This window comes from Massilia oculi, from assembly GCF_017582745.1.
In the GTDB taxonomy this organism is placed as follows: Bacteria; Pseudomonadota; Gammaproteobacteria; order Burkholderiales; family Burkholderiaceae_D; genus Telluria; species Telluria oculi_A.
The window spans coordinates 19837-38062 of the sequence record NZ_JAFVIM010000026.1 but is presented as its reverse complement, the minus strand read 5'-3'; the positions used below and the strand labels follow the sequence as shown (position 1 = coordinate 38062).

Annotated in this window: 16 protein-coding genes; 4 read left to right on the top strand and 12 right to left on the bottom strand. The window is 69.4% G+C overall.

The window, feature by feature from the left end:
• Positions 1 to 164 precede the first annotated feature (164 nt).
• The 3 genes from J3U95_RS23530 (at position 165) to J3U95_RS23520 (ending at position 3236) form a co-directional block, all read left to right on the top strand.
• Entirely contained in the window at positions 165 to 989 is an 825-nt protein-coding gene (locus tag J3U95_RS23530) for an alpha/beta fold hydrolase (protein WP_208281067.1), read from the top strand.
• Between the two features lie 32 nt (positions 990 to 1021).
• A complete protein-coding gene (locus tag J3U95_RS23525; protein ID WP_208281066.1) occupies positions 1022 to 2464 on the top strand; it encodes a catalase in 1443 nt (480 codons plus the stop codon).
• A gap of 82 nt (positions 2465 to 2546) precedes the next feature.
• Positions 2547 to 3236 carry a trimeric intracellular cation channel family protein gene (locus tag J3U95_RS23520; RefSeq protein WP_208281065.1) on the top strand — a complete coding sequence of 230 codons (690 nt, stop codon included), beginning with the start codon at positions 2547 to 2549 and terminating at the stop codon, positions 3234 to 3236.
• Here J3U95_RS23520 and J3U95_RS23515 read toward each other — a convergent pair.
• The 5 genes from J3U95_RS23515 to J3U95_RS23495 form a co-directional block, all read right to left on the bottom strand.
• A complete protein-coding gene (locus tag J3U95_RS23515) occupies positions 3233 to 4138 on the bottom strand; it encodes a PLP-dependent cysteine synthase family protein (RefSeq protein WP_313167033.1) in 906 nt (301 codons plus the stop codon). The genes J3U95_RS23520 and J3U95_RS23515 overlap by 4 nt on opposite strands.
• Positions 4139 to 4376: 238 nt before the next feature.
• Positions 4377 to 5126 carry an aquaporin Z gene (aqpZ, locus tag J3U95_RS23510; protein ID WP_208281064.1) on the bottom strand — a complete coding sequence of 250 codons (750 nt, stop codon included), beginning with the start codon at positions 5124 to 5126 and terminating at the stop codon, positions 4377 to 4379.
• A gap of 120 nt (positions 5127 to 5246) precedes the next feature.
• Entirely contained in the window at positions 5247 to 5918 is a 672-nt protein-coding gene (locus J3U95_RS23505; RefSeq protein WP_208281063.1) for a response regulator transcription factor, read from the bottom strand.
• 282 nt (positions 5919 to 6200) lie between these two features.
• Positions 6201 to 6941, bottom strand: a complete 741-nt coding sequence (locus J3U95_RS23500; protein WP_208281062.1) for an outer membrane protein — start codon at positions 6939 to 6941, stop codon at positions 6201 to 6203.
• A 38-nt stretch (positions 6942 to 6979) separates the two neighbouring features.
• Entirely contained in the window at positions 6980 to 9166 is a 2187-nt protein-coding gene (locus J3U95_RS23495) for a patatin-like phospholipase family protein (protein WP_208281061.1), read from the bottom strand.
• 128 nt (positions 9167 to 9294) lie between these two features.
• Here J3U95_RS23495 and J3U95_RS23490 point away from each other — a divergent pair, with 128 nt between their 5' ends.
• Positions 9295 to 9786 (top strand): glycine zipper domain-containing protein, encoded by a 492-nt coding sequence (locus J3U95_RS23490; protein ID WP_208281060.1) that lies wholly within the window; start codon positions 9295 to 9297, stop codon positions 9784 to 9786.
• Here the strand turns inward: J3U95_RS23490 and J3U95_RS23485 are convergent, their stop codons facing one another.
• The 7 genes from J3U95_RS23485 to J3U95_RS23455 are packed head-to-tail and all read right to left on the bottom strand — an operon-like array spanning position 9787 to position 18123.
• A complete protein-coding gene (locus J3U95_RS23485; RefSeq protein WP_208281059.1) occupies positions 9787 to 10800 on the bottom strand; it encodes a formylglycine-generating enzyme family protein in 1014 nt (337 codons plus the stop codon).
• A 12-nt stretch (positions 10801 to 10812) separates the two neighbouring features.
• Positions 10813 to 12372, bottom strand: coding sequence for an arylsulfatase (locus J3U95_RS23480; RefSeq protein ID WP_208281058.1), 1560 nt, complete (start codon positions 12370 to 12372; stop codon positions 10813 to 10815).
• A 30-nt stretch (positions 12373 to 12402) separates the two neighbouring features.
• Complete coding sequence (locus J3U95_RS23475) at positions 12403 to 12873, bottom strand: YidH family protein (protein WP_208281057.1); 471 nt, start codon at positions 12871 to 12873, stop codon at positions 12403 to 12405.
• 12 nt (positions 12874 to 12885) lie between these two features.
• The gene (locus J3U95_RS23470) at positions 12886 to 13890 is read right to left on the bottom strand and encodes a DUF1254 domain-containing protein (protein WP_208281056.1); all 1005 of its coding nucleotides are present in this window, start codon (positions 13888 to 13890) and stop codon (positions 12886 to 12888) included.
• Positions 13891 to 13920: 30 nt separating this feature from the next.
• The gene (locus J3U95_RS23465) at positions 13921 to 16314 is read right to left on the bottom strand and encodes an autotransporter (RefSeq protein ID WP_208281055.1); all 2394 of its coding nucleotides are present in this window, start codon (positions 16312 to 16314) and stop codon (positions 13921 to 13923) included.
• Positions 16311 to 17255, bottom strand: a complete 945-nt coding sequence (locus tag J3U95_RS23460) for an HAD family hydrolase (RefSeq protein ID WP_208281054.1) — start codon at positions 17253 to 17255, stop codon at positions 16311 to 16313. The genes J3U95_RS23465 and J3U95_RS23460 overlap by 4 nt, the downstream gene beginning before the upstream one ends.
• 10 nt (positions 17256 to 17265) lie before the next feature.
• Complete coding sequence (locus J3U95_RS23455) at positions 17266 to 18123, bottom strand: hypothetical protein (RefSeq protein ID WP_208281053.1); 858 nt, start codon at positions 18121 to 18123, stop codon at positions 17266 to 17268.
• Positions 18124 to 18226 lie beyond the last annotated feature (103 nt).

Below are 18226 nucleotides of genomic sequence, written 5' to 3'. Positions count from 1 at the left end.
TGCGCAGGAGGGCTTCGGGTATCGATCGTCTGGTCGACGGCTCTTCCTTCTGTCAGGTGTCGTCGGGCTGTGAATTCGAGTCTACTCACCCTGGAAGGCGCGCTCACTGCCAGTCGGCGCCAGCCTTATTTCGTCAACCACATCCACTCCAGGGAGAAACCCGCATGGCCATCTACACCACCAAGGAAGGCGTCGAACTCTATTACAAGGACTGGGGCAGCGGCCAGCCCATCGTGTTCTGCCACGGCTGGCCATTGAACGCGGACAGCTGGGAATCGCAGATGATCTTCTTCGCCGGCCAGGGCTACCGCTGCATCGCCCACGACCGCCGCGGCCACGGCCGCTCGAGCCAGCCATGGGACGGCAACGACATGGACCATTACGCCGACGACCTGGCCGAGCTGCTGGAGCACCTGGACGTCAGGGACGCGGTGCTGTTCGGCTTCTCGACCGGCGGCGGTGAAGTGGCGCGCTATATCGGCCGCCACGGCACCGCGCGGATCGCCAAGGCCGGACTGATCTCGGCGGTGCCGCCGCTGATGCTCAAGACCGAGGCGAATCCGGGCGGCCTGCCGCTCGAGGTCTTCGATGGCCTGCGCGCCGCCCAGCTGGCCGACCGTTCCCAGTTCTACCTCGACGTCCCGAGCGGCCCGTTCTACGGCTTCAACCGGCCCGGCGCCAAGGTCTCGCAAGGGCTGATCCAGTCCTGGTGGATGCAGGGCATGCTGGGTGGCCACAAGAACACCTACGACTCCATCAAGGCGTTCTCGGAAACCGACTTCACCGACGACCTCAAGAAATTCACGATCCCGACCCTGATCATCCACGGCGACGACGACCAGATCGTGCCGATCGACGCCGCCGGGCGCGCCTCCAAGCGCCTGGTCCCGCACGCGCAGCTGATCGTGTATCCGGGCGCGCCGCACGGCCTGACCGACACCCATAAAGACCAGGTCAATGCCGACATGCTGGCCTTCGTGCGCGGCTGACCTTCCGCCAAAACAAGCCAGAGGACGATGCCATGAAAGAGCTGACCACCGCCGCGGGCGCCCCCGTGGTCGACAACCAGAACACGATGACGGCCGGCCCGCGCGGCCCGGCCCTGCTGCAGGACGTGTGGTTCCTGGAAAAGCTGGCCCACTTCGACCGCGAAGTGATTCCCGAACGCCGCATGCACGCCAAGGGCGGCGGCGCCTTCGGCACTTTCACCGTGACCCACGACATCACGCGCTACACCAAGGCGCGCATGTTTTCCGAGGTCGGCAAGAAGACCGAGCTGTTCCTGCGCTTCTCGACGGTGGCGGGCGAGCGCGGCGCCGCCGACGCCGAACGCGACATCCGCGGCTTCGCGATCAAGTTCTATACCGAACAGGGTAACTGGGACCTGGTCGGCAACAACACGCCCGTGTTCTTCCTGCGCGACCCGCTCAAGTTCCCCGACCTGAACCACGCCATCAAGCGCGATCCGCGCACCGGCCTGCGCAGCGCCGACAACAACTGGGACTTCTGGTCCAGCCTGCCCGAGGCGCTGCACCAGGTGACGGTCGTCATGAGCGACCGCGGCATCCCCAGGAGCTTTCGCCACATGCACGGCTTCGGGAGCCATACCTTCAGCTTCATCAACGCGGACAATCAGCGCTTCTGGGTCAAGTTCACCCTCAAGACCCAGCAGGGCATCCAGAACCTGAGCGACCTTGACGCCGGCGCCCTGATCGGCCGCGACCGCGAAAGCCACCTGCGCGACCTGTATGACAGCATCGAGGCCGGCGACTTCCCGCGCTGGACCCTGTACGTGCAGATCATGCCCGAGAAAGAAGCGGCCACCTATCGGTACAACCCGTTCGACCTGACCAAGGTCTGGCTGCATGCCGACTATCCCCTGGTCGAAGTCGGCGTGCTGGAGCTGAACCGCAACCCGGACAACAACTTCGCCGACGTCGAGCAGGCCGGCTTCAACCCGGCCCACATCGTGCCGGGCATCGGCTTCTCGCCCGACAAGATGCTGCAGGGCCGCCTGTTCTCCTACGGCGACGCGCTGCGCTACCGGCTGGGCGTGAACCACCACCAGATTCCGGTGAACGCGCCGCGCTGCCCGGTGCACAGCTATCACCGCGACGGCGCGATGCGGGTCGACGGCAACCGCGGCGGCACCACCTCGTACGAGCCGAACCGCCACGGCGAATGGCAGGACCAGCCCGACTTCAGGGAACCGCCGCTGTCGCTCGAAGGCGCCGCCGACCACTGGAACCACCGGGTCGACGACGACTATTATTCGCAGCCGGCCCTGCTGTTCAGGAAGATGTCGCCGGCCCAGCGCGAAGCGCTGTTCCAGAACACGGCGCGGGCGATCGCCGGGGCCTCGGATGAGGTCAGGGCGCGCCACATCGCCAACTGTACGATGTGCGATCCGGCCTATGGCGACGGCGTGGCGCGCGCCATCGTGCAGGGCAGCGAAGGCGCCTGAAGCAGAAACGGCGCGGGCGGGCGCGGTGCTATAGAATCCGCATCCTCGGTGCGGATCGCACCATTCATTCCAGAGGTAAGCCGTGTTCCCCGTTTCCGCCCTCGACATGGGCGCCGCCATGAAGACCCTGGTGCTGACGCTCGACCTGGTCGGCACCTTCGTATTCGCCCTGAGCGGCGCCACCGCCGGCCTGCGGCGCCAGCTCGACCTGTTCGGCGTGCTGGTGCTGTCCTTCGTCGCCGCCACCTCGGGCGGCATCGTGCGCGACCTGTTGATCGGCGCCACGCCGCCGGCCGCCTTCACCGACTGGCGCTACCTGGGCGTGTCGCTGCTGGCCGGGGTGGCGATCTTCTTCTGGTCACCCGCCCTGCAGCGCCTGCGGCACCCGGTGCTGCTGTTCGACGGCGCCGGCCTGGCCCTGTTCTGCGTCGCCGGCGCCCAGAAGGCCCTGGTGTTCGGCCTGGAGCCGGTGATGGCGGCGCTGCTCGGCATGTTGACCGGCATCGGCGGCGGCGTCGCGCGCGACGTGCTGCTGTCGAACGTGCCGGCCGTGTTCAGGTCGGACATCTACGCCGTGGCGGCCCTGGCCGGGGCCACGGTGGTGGTGCTTGGTGACGCCCTGGGGCTGCCCAGCACCCCGACCGCGCTGGCCGGCGCCGCCCTGTGCTTCGGCCTGCGCCTGGCGGCCATCCGCTATGGCTGGCACTTGCCGACGGCGCGCGCCCCGGAGGGGACCGAAGGCGAGCAGGACGCAGGCCGCGACGGCCGCTAGAAATACTTGGAGAGGTAGAAAGCGCCAGAGTCCGGGAAGATCGTCACGACGCGGGCATTGCCCAGTTTCGGCAGCAGGCGGGCGATGCCCGCCGCCACGCAGGCGCTCGAACCGCCGGCCAGGATGCCCTCTTCGCGCGCCAGCCGGTGGATCCAGGCCAGCGCCTCTTCGTCCGGCACCTGCACCACGTCGTCCACCACCGCAGGGTCGAACACGGGAGACGGGCAGCCCTTGCCGACGCCCTCGATCGCGCTGGAGAACTCGCCGCCCGCCGGCAGGTCGGTCACCAGTTTCCTGTAGGCCGAGTCGCGCGGCTCGACCCCGATCACGCGGATAGCGGGATTGCGCTCCTTCAGGAAACGCCCGATGCCCGAGATCGTCCCGCCCGAGCCGACGCCGCACACGAAGACATCGATCTGGCCTTCCATTTGCGACCACAGTTCGGGCGCGGTGTCGCCGTAATGCGCCTGGCTGTTGAGGGTCGAGCGGTACTGGTCGAGGTGGTGGGCGCCGCCCTGGCGGGCGATGTCCAGGGCCGTTTCCTGGTAGTCGGGACCACGCTCGCCGTCGCACACGCGTACCGTGGCGCCATAGGCTTCGATGCGCCTGATCTTTTCGCGGCTGGTGGTGACCGGGACGGCGACCTCGCAATCCAGGCCGAGCACGGCGCTCGCCATCGCCAGCGCCGCGCCCGTGTTGCCGGACGACGCCTCGACCACGCGCTCCGCCTGCGGCGGCAGCTTGCGCAGCATGGCCCGCACCATGCGGTCCTTGATGCTGCCGCCGGGATTCATGAACTCCAGCTTGGCCACCACGTTGGCGTCCGCGAATACGCGGCCGAGCCTGACCACCGGGGTGTTGCCGATCGCTTCCATGACAGATGACTTGATGTGGGATTGCACGCCACTTCCTTTCGAACGAGACCCGCACATGCCCTATCCGTCCAGCGGATATGCCGGCTGCATGCGAGGCACAACGAACAAGCGCCCGCACAAGGGCGGGCGCTGACGGTGCATCGTCATAACAGGATGCATGACGATTGTAGTGGTTAATCTGCGTCAATGTCAGGAATTTTTTACGGTATTTCCCCTAGGCTACTAAACCGATATCAATACGTCGGCGCCACCGCTGGTGCTGGCTTCAGGTGCGCGCGCCCAGTCCCAGGCCCGGCTCCAGCTGGCCAGTGACCGACGGCTCGACCGGTTCGCGCTGCAGCACCTTGCGGTACAACACCCCGGCCAGCGCACCGCCGAGCAAGGGGGCGAGCCAGAACAGCCATAGCTGGGCCATCGCCCAGCCCCCGACGAACAGCGCCGGGCCGGTGCTGCGCGCCGGGTTGACCGAGGTATTCGTCACCGGGATGCTGATCAGGTGCACCAGGGCCAGGGCCAGGCCGATCGCGATGCCGGCGAAACCGACCGGCGCCCGCGTGTGGGTCGCACCCAGCACCACCAGTACGAACATGAAGCTCATCACCAGCTCGCACACGAAGGCAGCCTCGAGCGAATAGCCCCCCGGCGAGTGCTCGCCATAGCCATTCGCCGCGAAGCCGGCCTGGACGTCGAATCCGGCCTTGCCGCTCGCGATCACGTAGATCAGGGCCGCGGCCAGCACGGCGCCGGCCACCTGCGCCACGACGTAGGGCGCCAGGTGGCGCGCCGGGAAGCGCCCGCCGGCCCACAGGCCCACCGACACCGCGGGATTGAAATGACCGCCCGAAATCGGGCCGAGCGCATAGGCCGCCGTCAGCACGGTCAGGCCGAAGGCCAGCGAGACCCCGGTCAGGCCGATCCCGACCTCGGGAAAGGTGGCGGCCAGCACGGCGCTGCCGCAGCCGCCCAGCACCAGCCAGAATGTGCCGATGAACTCGGCCAATAGTTTATTCAACATGACGCCCTCCCCATCGTGCCGGGCGCACGTACGGCGCGCGCCTGCGGATTGCCATCGTGCTCTGGCCGGTGGCAAGTGCCTATTGGACCAAAGGGCGATGCGGGAGAACTCGGCCGCCCTTCAGCCACCACCCTTGTCGACGCCGTCGCCGGCAAACACGGCGCCCGCCTCGAGCTCCAGGGTCTCGCGCACCAGCTGGGCCAGCGACGTCGCGCCCATCTTTTCCATCACCCGGGCGCGGTGCACCTTGATCGTTTTCTCGGCGATGCCCAGGTCGAAGGCGATCTGCTTGTTCAGGCGGCCCGAGACCACATGGCGCAGCACCTGCTGCTCGCGCCTTGTCAGCGTGTCGAGGTGGGCGCGGATGCGCTGCAGCTCGCGCCGCACCGCCCGCTCGTGGGCGTCGCGCGCCAGCGCATGCCGGACGGCGGCCACGAAACCGGCCGCCTCGAGCGGCTTGATCAGGAAGTCGTCGGCCCCGGCCTTCATGGCCCGCACGCCCAGTTCGACGTCGCCGCCCCCGGCGACGAACACGATGGCGCGCTCGGCGCCGCCCTGCTGCAGTTCGCGCTGCAGCGCCAGTCCGTCGAGGCCGTTCAAGCCGTCCAGGCCTGGACTGCGCACATCGATCACGGCGCAGCCGGGCATCGCCGGATCGTGGGCCTGCAGGAACACGTCGGTGCGGTCGAAGGCGGCGACCCGCAGGCCCGCGGCTTGCAGCAGGCCCGCCATGTCCTTCAGCGCCCCGGCATCGCCGTCAACGAGATAGGTCAGGGGTTCGATCGTATGCATAGGCAACTCCCGCTGCAAGAATGCACCGGAAGCCGCCGGCCTGTTTCGGAGTCTGCGCCTTCCGCTGTCAACCATCATCCTGCGCATGCAAGCGCGGTGCAGTCGATTCTAGATGCGCGCCTACCCACGCACGGGAGGACAGATGGCACGTTTGATATGTCACAAACATCCGCTGCGCTTAGCCAGCCTCCTGCGAAACCAATCATGAGTAATGCGGTCATACAGCATCGGTCTTTCCGTGTGCCCCGGTTCTAACCGCACTTCAGCCATAGAAATCGCCCCTCAGAAGCGGAAGCCAACCCCGACATACAGGCCCTGCATCGTCGTGTCGAGTTCGATGCGCTCGCCGCTGTACTTGGTCTTGAGCTGGCGGTAGCCGAACTTGAGCGAGCGGTCCGGCCGCCAGGCATAGCTGGCGCCCACCAGCAACTGCCAGGCGTAATCGCTGCCGTCGAAGGTGCCGACGTCGAGGTAGCCGACCAGGGTCCAGCGCGGGTCCAGCGGATAGTGCCCGCGCACCCCGATATAGGGATCGAGCGCATCCTTGCTCTGGCCGCGCTCGACGCCGCCCAGTCCGAGCGTCGGCTTCAGGTAGTTGTAGCGCAATCCCCCGATCAGGTCGACCGGCGCGGGCCCCTCGAGCGCACGCCAGGCGCCGCCCAGCGTATACATCTGCTGCACCGCTTCCACGTCCACCGTCCCGCGGGCGCTGCCGACGTCGTCCGAGAGCTTGATGTAGATGGCGTCGAACAGGATGCCCCAGCGTCCCTTGCGCGCCTCGAAGGCGCCGGTGAAGCCGAAATCGATCTTGTCCACCAGGTCGGAAAAGCCGTGGTCGCTCTCGACCGACAGATCGCCCACCGTCGTGGTGCCGTCGAGGCCGGCCGCCCACAGATACGGCGCGAACGCGTATTCCCAAGGCTCGCCCGCCTGCGTCTGGGCGGCGGCCGGGGCTGCCAATGCCGCCAACACCGCACAGCTTGCCAACGCCTCTGCCGTCTTGCTCGTGGAACGGATATTCATTCCAGCCTCCAATTGTCATTCACTACGGTTGGGAAGAATCAGGGCAAACCGATGAACAGGTACAACGACGAGCGGCCGCCCTGGGCCAGCCCGGCGCCGAAATACAGCGGGCCCAGTGGCGTCATGCCGCCCAGGTAGATGGACCCGGCGGCCTGCCAGCCATCGAGCCCGGTCTCGGTGTAGCGATTGCGCGCGCTGCCCGCCTCGAGCGACATGCCGATGCGCAGGTCGCCGTGCAGCCCCAGCGGCATGCGGCCGATGATCTTCTCTCCGCGCAGGCTGGCGAAGCGCACGTCGTCGGCCAGGATCTGGCTGCGCACATAGCCGGACAGATTCAGGAAGCCGCCCAGCTCGGCGGCGTCGGCCAGCGGCAGCCGCCCCTGGGTCGAGGCGGTGTAGTGCAGGCGCCCATTGATCACGTAGTTGCCCCAGACGCGCGCGGCGCGCAGTTCGGTCGCCAGGCGGCTGTAGTCGCCGCCGTCGTGGCGGAACCAGGCGGCGCGCGCCGACCAGCCGCGGCTGGGAAAGAAGGCGCTGTCGAGCTGGTCGAGATCGGCGACGGCCTGCCAGCCGTGCAGGGTCGTCTCGCCGGTGGGCAGGGTCGCCGGCCCCGTCTCGACCGTGGCTTCGACCTTGCGCACCGTGCGCTCCAGGCGCAACTGGCCGACAGTGCCGGCATTCATGCCCAGCCCCAGGCTGGCGCCGCGGCTGCGCAACTGGTATTCGGCGATGCGGCTGTCGTCCTGGTAGACATTGAGCCGGTCGTGGGCCAGCGCCAGCGCCGGCTGGACGAAGAAGCGCTGGCGCGCCTCGAGCGGCTGGTAGAACTGGGTGTACAGCGTGGCGCGCTCGCCGATCTGGACCCCGGACAGCCATTCGCCGCCCAGTGGGTTGAGCCATTTGCGGTGGTAGGCCATCCGCAGCGCGAAGTCGTTCTCCTTGTTCGACGCATGCAGGTCGACCCCGAAGCGCAGGTAATCGGGGCCCCAGCTCTTCTCGGTGGGCGTGACCTGCAGGATGCGCCGCGCGCGCGTGCCCAACAGCGCATAGTCGACGCTCTCGAAGTCGCCTTCGCCATACACATGGGCCAGTCCGTCCTCGAGGCGAATGGTGTCGAGCGGCTGGCCGGGGACGATATCGAGATGCTCATGCACCAGCACCGGGTTCACATGGCGCAGCCCGGCGATCATGACGCCGTCGATGAGCGGCGCCGGCTGCGGCGGTCCGCGCAGGCGGGCAGTCCACGCCGCGTAGTCGGCGGCCGGCAGCGCCAGGCGCGCCAGCAGCGGCGCCGCCGCCTCTGCCGCCTTCTTGCCCCGCGCCGAGGCCTCGCGGAATTTGCCGAAATCGGCCGCCGTGATGCCCTTCAGGTCGGGCTGGATATATATGTCGCCCGGTCCCAGCGAGGCGCGCGAGGCCTGCGCATTCTGCTCCGTCAGGATATTGATCATTTGCAGGGACACGCTGGCCAACGACTCCACCTGCTGCGGCTGCAGCAGCGGCGAGCCGACGTCGACCGCGATGACCACGTCGGCCTGGCAGCGCTCGCGCGCCTCGCGCACCGGCAGGTTGTCGACCAGGCCGCCGTCGACCAGGTAGCGCCCCTCGTAGGGCACCGGGGCCAGCACCGCCGGCACGCTCATGCTGGCGCGCATGGCGGCAGCCAGTTCGCCGCTGCGGAACACGACCCGCTCGCCGGTGCCGATGTCGGTGGCCACGATCGACAGGGGCAGCGGCAGGCTCTCGATGGTGCGCTCGCCGCGGTCGGCGCCGACCAGGGCGTTGAAGAACAGCTTGATTTTCTGGCCTCCGACCAGCCCGCGCGCCATGCGCAGGCCGTCCGGGGTCACCCCGGCCTCCAGGGCGGGATAATAGCTCTGCGCCAGGCGCCGCTCACGGTAATTGGTCTCGCTGCGGGACGGGTCGTCGTCGAACAGGTCGTGCCAGTCGACCTTGCCCATGCGATCGAGCATCTGCGGCGGCGTGAGCCCGCCCAGCCAGGCGCCCGCCACCAGCGAGCCCATGCTGGTGCCGGCCACGCAATGGACCGGCACCCGTAAGGCGTCGTGCACCTCGAGCACGCCGACGTGAGCGGTGCCGCGCGCCCCGCCGCCGCCCAGCACGAGGCCGATGCGCGGCCCAGGCTGCGCCCATGCCGCGGACCAGGCCGAGATCAAGAGAAGCGCCAACACGAAGGCGCGGCGCAGGCAGGTGCTCGCCGTCATTGTCCGAATGTCCTTTTGCACTGTCGTGGCCGCAGATCGGCCTTGCGGTAGGACCAAAGGGCAATTGGCTTGTTCCGTCGATTCACCCAGGATGACGATGGCCATCAGACTTTTGAGGGATCGTCATCATGAAAATTTCCATTGGCCCAGTGCGCGTGGCCCGACAAGCCGTCTGCGCGGCGCTGCTCGCAGCCTGCGCCTGCGCCGCCCAGGCCCAGCGCCCGATCGCCTATCCGTCCCAGGGCCAGGGCCAGGAGCGCCAGGACCGCGATGACGGCCAATGCCAGGTCTGGGCCAGGAAGCAGACCGGCGTCGATCCGGCCGCGCTCGCGGCCAATTCACCGCCCCAGGAAACCGGGCCCGCCGTGGGCGGCGGCGAGCGGGTGCGCGGCGCCCTGCGCGGGGCGCTCGGCGGCGCGGCCATCGGTGCGATCGGCGGCGACGCCGGCGGGGGCGCGGCCGTCGGCGCCGGCGTCGGCACCATCGCCGGCGGCCATCGCGCGCGCCAGAACCAGGCCAACCGCAATGCGGCCAGCTCCGGCGCGCAGCGGGCCGCGCTCGACGAATACCACCGTGCCTGGAACACCTGCATGCGCGGGCGCGGCTACACTGTAGAGTAGCTACGCCCGCAGGATGCAGCGAAAGCCCAGGTGGCAGGTCCCGGTGTCGATCGGATGCGGGTAGCGCGCCGCCGGCCGGTAGCGCCGGCAATAATTCGGCGCGCACAGGTGCGAGCCGCCCTTGATGGTCTTGCGACCGATCCTCGGCAGGTCGTCGGGCTGGCCCGCCGCATAACTGCCGTCCAGCGCGCCGCCGCGCGGATTCAGCGGCACGCAGCACGCCTTGTGCGCCGCCTCCGGATGGCGCGCGCGGTACCAGTCCGTCGTCCATTCCCAGACGTTGCCCGCCATCTGGTACAGGCCATAGCCGTTCGGCGCGAAGGCACGCACCGGCATCGTGCCACGGGCAAGCGAGGGCGGCAGCCGCTGCCAGGGTAACTCGCCGTGCCAGGTATTGGCCATCGGCGCGCCGTCCGGCATGAAGTCGGCGCCCCACACGTAGTCGGCGCCATCCAGGCCGCCGCGCGCCGCGAATTCCCATTCGGCCTCGGTCGGCAGTTCCAGCCCGGCCCAGCGCGCATAGGCCAGCGCATCTTCGTGCACCACCTGCACCACCGGATGGTCGTCCAGGCCGGCAAGGGAGCTGCCCGGCCCGCGCGGATGTTTCCAGTCGGCGCCGCCCACATAGGCCCACCAGTTGCCGATGTCGCGCAGGTCGACCCGTCCCGGCGGCTTGAAGAACACCATCCCGCCCGGCACCAGCATGCCGGGAATCGCGCCCGGATACAGGGCCGGATCGGGATCGCGCTCGGCCAGCGTCACGTAGCCGGTGGCGTCGACGAAACGCGCGAATTCGGCATTGGTGACGACCGTCGCGGCCATCCAGAAGCCGGACACCCGCACCGGATGGGCGGGCGCTTCCTCGGGATAGTGACGGTCTGACCCCATCGCGAACTGTCCGCCCGGTATCCAGGCCAGGCCCGGCCGCGGCGCCGGGCCTGGCGCCGGCGCCGCGTCCAGCCAGGCGCTGCGGCGGTCGACGCCGGCCGCCGCCGTGCTTGCCGTTTCCAGCATATGCGCTCCTCGTCAGTGATAGGCCCCGGCGGCGGCTTCGTTCATTTTCTCCAGCGCCTGGTCGATGGTGAAGGACGCCGCCTTCTGGCGCGGCGGGAAGTCCTTGAAGGTTTCCAGGAACTGGCTCACGATGCCCTGGCCCGCCAGCGCCAGGTAGCCGCTGTGCATCATCCACTCCCAATAGCTGTTCGAGGTGATATCGGCCCGCTCGTAGGGATCGGTGCGCAGGTTGAACAGCTTCGGCAGGCGCAAGGGCACGAAGGGTTCGGCCCAGACCTGCATCGTGCCCGGAACACGCTGTTCCATGAACACCAGCTTCCAGTTGTCGTAGCGCAGCGCCACCAGGTCGCCATCGTCGGAGAAATAGATGAAGCCCTTGCGCGGCGAGTTCGGCTCTTCCCCGCTCAGGTAAGGGAGGAGGTTGTAGCCGTCCAGGTGGAGGCAGAAGCGCTTGTCGCCCGCCTGGTGGCCGGCCTTGCACTTGTCGACGATGCCCGGCTCGCCGGCCATGGCCAGGAAGGTCGGCAGCCAGTCGTGGTGCTGCACGATCTCGTTCGAGACCACGCCGGCCGGGATCCGGCCCGGCCAGCGCACCGCCATCGGCACCCGGAACGCGCCTTCCCAATTGGTGTTCTTCTCGCTCCGGAACGGCGTCATGGCGCCGTCCGGCCAGGTGTTCATGTGCGGCCCGTTGTCGGTGCTGTACATGACGAAGGTGTCGTCGGCGATGCCGAGTTCATCGAGCAGGCCGAGCAGCTGGCCCACGTGGCGGTCATGGTCGACCATGGTGTCGTGGTAAGGCGACTGCAAGCGCCCGGCCTGGCCAACGCTCTCGGGCTTGGGATGGGTGAACGCATGCATATGGGTCGTGTTCACCCAGCAAAAGAAGGGCTGGCCCGCGCCATGCTTGCGCTTGATGAAATCCTTGGCGGCATCGACGAACTCGTCGTCGCAGGTCTCCATGCGCTTCTTGGTCAGCGCCCCGGTATCCTCGATGCGCTGGCGCCCCACCCGGCCCCAGCGCGGATGGACGGTGTCGTCGTCCTGGTCGGTGGCCTGGCAGCGCAGCACCCCGCGCGGACCATAACGCGCCTTGAATTCGGGGAAGTCCTCGACCGTCGGGTAGTTGGGCGATTCCGGGTCTTCCTCGGCATTGAGGTGGTACAGGTTGCCGAAGAACTCGTCGAAGCCATGCACCGTGGGCAGGAACTCGTTGCGGTCGCCCAGGTGGTTCTTGCCGAACTGGCCGGTTGCATAGCCGAGCGGCTTGAGCAGCTCGGCGATGGTCGCGTCCTCGGCCCGCAGCCCGGTCGGCGCGCCCGGGATGCCGACCTTCGACAGGCCGGTGCGAAACACGCTCTGGCCGGTGATGAAGGACGAGCGCCCGGCGGTGCACGACTGCTCGCCATAGCAGTCGGTGAAGCGCATGCCCTCGTCGGCGATGCGGTCGATGTTCGGCGTGCGGTAGCCCATCAGCCCGTCCGAATAACAGCTCAGGTTACTGATGCCGATGTCGTCGCCCCAGATGACCAGGATGTTGGGCCTGGCGCCTTGGGTGGATGTGTTTGCCATGCTAGCCTCCCTCTCAGAAATGCATGTGGTTCAGGCGACCGGTCCAAAGCCGACCACCATGTCCCCGATCGCGAACAGGCCGATCAGCAGCATCGCCAGCGCCACGATCAGTGTCAGCGACACCGGGAACGCGCTCTGGGCATGGATCAGGCCCTCGGCCGCCAGCTGGCGCCGCTCCTTGCGCAGGCCGCGCATGAAGGCCACGTGAAAGCCGATGCCGCACACCAGCATCGCGATCCCGAGCAGCACCAGCGACACCCCGAAGCCGCGCATCACGCCGCCGCCCTCCTCGAGCACCTTGGCCTGGGCCAGCTTGAGGAACAGCTGGAAGATCGTGAAGCCGAAGCTGATCAGCGACAGCGAGGTGCGGATCACCGACATCAGGGTGCGGTCGGCGCTCATGCGGGTGCGTTGGAACGACATGCCGGTGCGGCGCGCCGACAGCTCGACCGCCGGATCGTCGAAGGGATTGGCGCCGCGCGGCGCGCTGACGGTGTCCATCTGCCCTCTCCTTCAGTCCACCGGTTCGGCCGCCGGGAAAGTCCATTCTCCGGACAGCACTTCGGCCCGTGGCCGGTACAGGCGCACCGTGTAGTTCCAGCCCGGCATCACCGGCAGGCAGTTGACGGCGCTGGCATGCTCATGCTCGTTGCCGCAGCCGCCGAACTGCACCAGCACCGTGCCGTCCAGGTCGCGCCGCGCCGTGTAGCCGTTCACCGTGTAGGCCCCGCGCGCATTCGGCTCGAAATAGCCGCGCCCGTTGTAGACGCTGATCGACCAGAAACCGTCCACCGGCACCTCGCCCAGGCGCAGCCGGTGCACGGTGCGGCCGTCGTTGCGCGCCGGCGTCGTCCCTAGGTAGATCGCGTGCTGCTCGGGATTGCCGCCCCAGCCGACCGCGGTGCCCACCAGGTGGCGCACCGGATCGACCTGCTCGCGGGTGCCGAAGGTGCGGCGCCAGTCCGGCAGGCTGGCGCCCAGCGCGGCCAGGGCGTCGCGCACCCGGCCCTGGCTGGTCGCGTCCCAGTCAGGGACCTCGAACCGTCCCGCGCGCGCCTGCTCGATCGCGATCCGGTCCTGCAGGGCGTGCGCGCGCTCGAAGCCGCCCGGCGATGTGGGATCGACCAGGGTGCGCACCGCCACCATCATGTAGCGCGTGCCGACCCGGTCGCGGCTGAAGGTGACCGCCCCGCCGCCATACCAGACCCCGAAGGCGTACTGATCCTCGTCCAGCGCCATCAGCGACATGAAGCGCCCTCCGGCATCCGGCAGGGTGACCGTCGCCGGCCCGGCGTCGAGGTCGATCACGGCGGCCGAGTACAGGGTGTCGCGGTTGGCCCGCACCACGGTCTGGGCCTCGATCGGCATCAGCTCGCGCCGGTGGTCGAACCGGCCGATGCCGCCGGCCAGCTTGATCGTCGACGCGAAATACATATCGGTCTCGGCGCGTGTGAAGTTGTCGATCGTGACCGCGACCGGCTGGGCGCGCGTCAGTTCGGGATTGACTGGCTTGTTCATGGGAGTCTCCGCATTCGGTTGGAAAGCCTGCTAGCGCCGCCGGAATCCGCCGCGATGACCGCCGAAATTGCGCTGCAGGTTCATCGCGGAACGGTCGAAGTTACGGGTACGCATGTCGCCGAGCTGGCGCGCGCCGCGATCGCCGTCGAGCCGCTGGCGCATCGTCGCGGCGCCCTGCCGGTCGCCGGCGGCGCTCCAGCCCTGGGCGCCGTGCCGCTCCCAGCCGGCGCCGGTATTGCGATACACCTGGCCATCGCGCCCGGCGTAGACGTCGTTGCCGACCCGCGCCACCGCGCCGCCCCCGGCGCCGCGCGCGCCGGCCACCCGTTCGGCCCGGCCGCTGGCCGGATCGGCGATCACGCCACGCCCGCCGCTGACCACCGCGCCGCGCGGCCCCTGCGCCACGCCGCGCGTGCCGGCCGCGAATTCTCCGGTATACACATTGCGCACCGCGCTGCGCTGGCCGGCGGCGGCCACGCCGGTGCGCGAGTTGTACGAAGAGCCGACCCGGCTTGCCCAGGCGTTGCCGCTCCAGGCATCGAAGCCGCCCGCGGCGCGGCCCACGCTGGCGCGACTGCCCCACTGCGAATAGATATTGCCCGTATAGCCAGCCCAGCCACGCGCGCCCCAGGCCACGGCGCCGCCGCGCGCGCCGTAGGCGGCGCCCCAGGCCGGCGCCGCCCAGGCGCCCCAGTAGGGATAGGCGCCCCAGCCCCAGCCGCAGGACGAGACCGCCGCGCCCCAGGCCCAGCCCAGGCCGAAAGCCACCGCCCAGCCGGTCCAGGGCGTGTAGGCCACCGACGCGCCATAGCCATAGGTCACGGGCGTGCCATACCAGTAGCTGCCCATCCAGGGCTGGTAGGCATAGCCGGTGCCGTAGACCACGACCCCGCTGCCGGGATCGACCAGGGTGCCCTGGTAGGCCGGGGTGTAGCCGACTGTCACGCTGCCGTCGTCGACGCCGTAGATGCGCACCGCGGTCACGAAGTACAGCGGCGACTCGGGCGGGATCGCATAGATCTCGGCCGGAACGCTGGTCGCCACCCGGTACGGGCCGGCGGGCGCGCTGGCGCTGAACCAGACGCCGTCCTGCACCGCGTAATAGCTGCCTGGTCCGGCCTCGATGATGGTGGTGGCGGTATTGACGATGTAGCGCAGCGCGGTGCCGTCGATCGGCCTGAACTGGGGCGGGCCGTCGAACACCGGCGCCGGCAAGGTGGTCTGGGCGACCTGGACGGTCGCCGTCTGCGGTATGGCGGCCGCGATCGCCGCCTCGCGCGCCTGGGCGGTGCCGGCCACCGAGGCCTTGACGTTTTCCTTGGCGCTGTCGTCCGGAATCGCCGCGAAATCGGGCGGCAGCGCGGACGGCGCCACGTACTCCCAGGGTCCACCCTCGTCGGCGGCGCGGAACCAGCGGCCCGAGGCCAGCACATAGGTGCGGCTATCGAGCGTCGACTTGAACACGTTGCCGGTGGTGTTCTCGACATACAGCAGGCGGGTGCCGGCGATCGGGACAAAGCGCGGGGCGCCATCGGTTACCACCAGCTCGGTCGGCACGCTGGCGACATGAATCGCGGGCGCGCCGCCGGCCAGGCGCGGCGCCGGATCGTCCGGCGCCGCCTGGCCGGTCAGCGGATCGGCCAGGTGCGCGTCCGACACCTGGCGCCAGGCCCGTTCGAGGTCGGCGCCGGGCGCCGCCAGCACGCTCCAACGGTCGTCCAGGGCCGGCGCGCTCATCCAGCCGTCGAAGATCTTGAGGTAGTGCACGCCGCGCGCATCGCGCAGCAGCAGCGGCCGGGTGTTGATCACGCGCTCGAGCGGCAGCCCCTCCAGGCGGCGGTAGACCGGCGCGCCGTCGATGCTCACCAGGAGCGCCGGCACGGTGGAAAACACGAAGCGCGGCGGCGTATTGCGCAGCGCCTGCTGCGCGCCCGCGCGCCCGGCGCCGAGCGCCTCAAGGTCCGCCTCCAGGCGGTCGAGTTCGACGGTGCGCGAACGGCCTTCGAGTTCGGCCCGGATTGCCGCCTCCCAGGCGCCCTTCTCGGCGGCGGAGGCGGAGGGAAACTCGGATTGCACGATGCGGGCCCGGACCAGCGTCACGCTGCGGGTGCCCTTGTCGACCAGGGTGTCGGCCTCGAGCGTGGCGACGCCGTAGCGGGTGCGTGGCGGCTCGCCGGCGCTGGCGCCGACGGCGGCGCGCGCCTGCAGGCGCGCGCCATCCCAGGCGTCGAGCTGGGGCTGGTACATGGTCAGGGTGGTAGCGCCGGCGCGCACCTGGCGCGGCCAGGGCGCGGCTTCGGGCGGTGTGGCATCGTCCTGGAGCGCCTGCGGGTTTTCCTGCAGGTTCTCCTGTGGCGCCTGCGCAGCGCACGACACACCGGCTGTCAGCACCACCGCCAGCGCCAGGATCGCGCCGGGCCTCATTGCGGCGCTCCCGCGGCAGGCCCGAACACGGTGCGCCAGGCGCCGGCCATGCCGGCCACCGTCCAGCCATCGCGCGCCGCGCGCAGCAGGGCTTCCTCGGCGCCGCCGGTGTACGCATATTCGCGCTCGGCGTCGTCGTGGTGGATCAGCAGGCACATCGAAGCGCCGGGTCCGCGCGCGCAGTAGTCGAGCATCTGGATGTCGCCATTGGCGTTTCCGGCGGCGAAGATCGGGCGCCGTCCGAGCCGGCTCCAGATGCGCACCGGCTTCATCGGCCCGTCGTCGAACACCTCGACCGCGGCGGTATGCACGATGTCGCCCACGTCCTCGCGGTACTCGAGCGCGACCGAGCTGCCGACCACGTTCTCGGGCGGGATGCCGTACACCTCCTCGGTCACGGTGCGCATGAAGTCGCGCGTGCCGCCGCTGGCGATGCAGTTGGTGAACCCGTGGCCGGCCAGGTAATGCAGCAGCTCGGTCATCGGCGCATAGGTGCAGGCAAGATAGGGGCGTTTCAGTTGCGGATGGCGTCCGCTGCGCAGGAAGTCGCCCGCCGCGCGCGCGAATTCGTCGGTCGTGAGTCCCACATAGCACTGCAGCAGGCCGTCCACCATCGCATGCAGGTCGGCGTCGTCCCCCCGGTAATGCTTCTCGATCGCCCCGCCCAGCCAGGCGTAGTCGCCCGCCACCACCGCCTTCCACGGCTGGCGCCCGGCCAGCTTCGGCTCGCGCTCGGCCATGCGCGCCAGCTGGCGAAACAGGAATTCCGACTGGATCGGGCCGGGCTTTTCGCACCACAGCGTGCCGTCGTTGTCGAACACGGCGATCCGGCCCGACGGCGGCACGTGGGCGCCGGACTCCTCGTCGGTCACGCGCCGCACGAAGTCGATGATCTCGTCCCTGGCCGGGCCGTCGGTCCAGGATGGCAGCGCCGGTATCATCGTCGTCTCCTCAGCGCGGCACCAGCATGTGTCGCCGCAGCCATAGTTGATAGGGGACGGCCGCCATCAGGCCGACGATGACGAACAGCAGGACCGTCGCCCTGACCTCGTCGCCCAGCGCGTTGGCGCTGGCGACGAGCATCGCGATGCCGGGATGGCGCGTCGCGCTCGACAGCGCCAGCGCGACCCGGTCGTGCGGTTCCGGCCCTCCCAGCAGGTGGCCGGCCACCAGGCCCGCCAGCACCACGGCCAGGATCACCAGCACCGTGCCGTCGCCGACCAGGCGCACCAGCTCGGGCGTTGCGGTCACCAGCACCGGCAGGCAGGCCAGCGCCAGCAGCCCGACAGCGAAATTGCCGACCATCGGGGCGGCATGGGCGGCCGGTCCGGGCGCCAGCGCGCGCAGGCCCAGGCCGAGCCCCAGCGGCACGAACAGGGAAACGAACACCAGCTGCGCCACCGCCAGCGGGTCCACCGCGGCGTGGGCGTCGAACAGCCAGGCCAGGATCGCCACCGCCGCCGGCACCGTCACGATCGACAGCAAGCCGACCGCCACCAGCAGGCCATAGGCGTACGACTTGCGGCCTCCGGACCGGATTTCCCTGGGCAGCGCGACCGGCGGCAGTGGCGATACCGCCATCAGCACGATCGCGATCTCGACCGATTCCTTCAGCGGCAGCAGCGCCACCAGCAGCGCCGCGACCAGCGGCACTACGACCACCACCGCCAGCAGGGCGCGCGACAAAAGCCGCGGACGGCGCAATACGTACAGGCCATCGCCCCTGGCGATGTCCAGGCCGATGCTCAGCGCCAGCAGCAGCAGGCTCGCGTGCAGGGCCAGCGCCACCAGTTCGTGCAGCAAGTCCATATCGTCTCCACACCCAACGCCCGGCCACCAGTGTGGCGACCGTCCATCGATGTTAGCCGCACCGCCTGCGCGGCGGCATTGGACCATGGTCCCAAGGAATGGC